This is a genomic window from Vibrio sp. JZG120, assembly GCF_053890955.1.
The window spans coordinates 1-2,640 of the sequence record NZ_JBSRRK010000035.1; the positions used below are offsets into that span (position 1 = coordinate 1).

At 43.9% G+C, this 2,640-nt stretch carries 2 protein-coding genes and 1 pseudogene; 1 reads left to right on the top strand and 2 read right to left on the bottom strand.

All coding sequences use genetic code 11. The features are described 5' to 3' along the window. Together ACWPOD_RS23570 and ACWPOD_RS23575 are read right to left on the bottom strand one after the other, a co-directional pair. A partial coding sequence (locus ACWPOD_RS23570; RefSeq protein WP_456232299.1) for a restriction endonuclease subunit S occupies positions 1 to 701 on the bottom strand: 701 nt, incomplete at its 3' end. Continuing rightward, a complete protein-coding gene (locus ACWPOD_RS23575; RefSeq protein WP_456232300.1) occupies positions 691 to 2,394 on the bottom strand; it encodes a class I SAM-dependent DNA methyltransferase in 1,704 nt (567 codons plus the stop codon). The genes ACWPOD_RS23575 and ACWPOD_RS23570, both read right to left, overlap by 11 nt. A 109-nt stretch (positions 2,395 to 2,503) precedes the next feature. Here ACWPOD_RS23575 and ACWPOD_RS23580 point away from each other — a divergent pair. Next, a pseudogene (locus ACWPOD_RS23580) lies at positions 2,504 to 2,640 on the top strand (integrase); the annotation flags it as partial.

The following is a 2,640-nucleotide window of genomic DNA, read 5'->3' on the forward strand; positions in this document are numbered from 1 at the left end:
CCTTTAGGAATCAACCCCAACTCAGACTCAACTAGCTTTTCGGGGAATAGCGAGGCAGTAGCCGCATCCATACCCTCCGGTTGTTCGCCATTCATTTTGGCTTTAACCGGATCGAAATCAACAAACCATGATTTGAAGATGGCTTGAGCCATTTGTTCTAGAGTTTGGTTAGTGTCAGCGTTCAAGATGATCTTATCATCAAGAGCTTTACAGAACTTTTCTAATCTCTGTAGCTCAGGTTTGGGAGGTAAAGGAACCTCTAGCTCTTGAAGTATTTTTGTATCCAATTTACCAGCACCAATTCCCGTATTTTCCACCTTAGCCAATAAGGTCTTCTTTATAGAAATTAGCCAGAATAGAAGATACCAAGGTGTAATCTCGTCAGTTTTAGGTACTAACGCTTTTACATCTTGGTTAAAGGTAACTTCTCTCGTTGTTATTCCTACCGGAATTTTATTGTGCAGCGCCCCACCACGAACTAATAACAATACAGTGTCTTTGGGAACTAATCGTGTTCCATTTTTAGCTCCCTCAGTTGTAACCTTTAGCTCTGATTCAGAGTACCGTGTGCTATCCATTGATGATGCACTTATCCAAGGTATATCTCCGCCCCAATACGCTTCATTACTCTTAGATGGAGTTCCCCCAGAAGTGAATTTAACGAGGTCGCCAAGTTTCTTAACTGACCAATTACAGCTCATAACCCAACCCCGCTAGGTCCTTCTTGATCTCAGCTTCTAGTGTTGCCGACTCCGCAAATTGCTTGCTTAACTTAGCGGTTAGCGTTGCCATTTTTTCAGCAAATGGAATGCCGTCGTCTAGTTCTTCAGTCGCGCCAACGTAACGTCCCGGAGTGAGTACAAAGTCATGTTTCTTAATATCTTCCAACGTTGCAGATTTGCAGAAACCCGCTTGGTCTTCATAAACCACACCATTAACTTCTTCACCAGTTTTCCAAGCATGGTAGAGGTCAGCAACTTTCTGAACATCATCACGAGTGAAATCACGTAGTACACGGTCTTTCATATAGCCAAGGTTGCGAGCATCAATAAACAGCACTTCGCCTTTTCGATCACGTAGCTTACGACCTGATTTATCGGTACGAGCCTTTTTGTTTTTGGTTAAGAACCAGATACAAGCAGGGATTTGGGTGTTGGTAAACAGTTGTCCCGGAAGCGCAACCATACACTCGACCAAATCGTTCTCGACCAATGCCGCACGAATTTCGCCTTCGTTATTAGTGGTTGAACTCATAGAACCATTGGCAAGTAACAAGGCTTGAGAACCATCTGGTGCAAGGTGGTAAAGCATGTGCTGCATCCAAGCAAAGTTTGCGTTACCTGATGGTGGTGTGCCATATACCCAGCGCGGATCATTATCATCGACACCTGTGTTCCACTCCTTCATGTTGAAGGGCGGATTAGCCATGATGAAGTCAGCTCGTAAATCAGGGTGTTGGTCGTTGGTATAGGTACTGGCTGGTTCCTTACCGAAATCGTAATCAAGCCCACGGATAGCCATGTTCATCGCAGCAAGCTGCCATGTGGTGTAGTTGTATTCCTGACCGTAGATCGAGATTCTTTGTTTTTGCGTTAGCGGGTCAATTTCTTTTTGGTTAGCGCGGCGCTCAATAAATTTCTCTGATTGCACAAAGAAACCGCCAGAACCCATTGCAGGGTCATACACACGACCTTCAAACGGTTCAATCATCTCAACAATCAGCGAAACGATTGATGCAGGCGTGTAGAACTGACCGCCTTTCTTACCTTCAGCAAGCGCAAACTGGCCTAAGAAGTATTCGTAAATATGACCAAGAATATCTTTGCTGTTAAGTGACTTATGATTGAATGGAATAGTCGCGATTAGGTTGATCAGCTCATTCAGTTTTGCCTGATCAATTTTTAGCGATGCGTAGTGCTTGTTGAGTACACCTTTTAGCTTCTGGTTGTCGCGCTCAATCCCCTCCAATGCATTATCAATCAGGTGACCAACAGACGTAATTTTCTTCGTCTTACCATCAATAACCAAATCGGCACCGCCAATGACCATCGGGCCATTGTCTTGCAGGAACTTCCAACGAGATTCAGTAGGCAACCAAAACACGTTTTTCTCTTTGTAGTAATCGCGCTGTTCCAGCTCAATCGCGATTTCTTGTTCAAGTTCTTCAGCCGTGTAACTCTCAGGATCGAGGAAATACTCGTGGTCAGGGTTAGCAAAGTCTTGTTTTAGTTCTTCTTGGCGCAGCGTGAAGGCGTCAGACACGTATTTAACGAATATTAAGCCAAGCACCGCATGTTTGTATTGAGAGGCATCGAGTGACGCACGGAGTTTGTCTGCGGCTGTCCAGAGCTTGCTTTCCAGCTCTTTCAGGAATAGTTGTTCTTGTTCGTTCATTACGGGTTTCTTGAATTCCAAAAATTTACCTTATGATACCAGTAACTAAGCAAACTTCCTTGAGTTCTGCCTTACTTAACAGTGATTTTTATGAAGTAAGGAGCACATTATGGCTGCTTGGAATAAAGGAAAAAGAGTTGGGCAGAAAAAAGCGTTCAAATTAGAAGATATTTGGCGCATCCGCATTCGTTTGGAGCTTGAGGAACGGTTATTTGAATTGGCGCTGTTTAACCTTGCCATTGATAG

Excerpts from the sequence above, each read along its gene's own strand:
- ACWPOD_RS23575 (WP_456232300.1), bottom strand. The coding sequence starts at position 2,394 with ATGAACGAACAAGAACAACTATTCCTGAAAGAGCTGGAAAGCAAGCTC.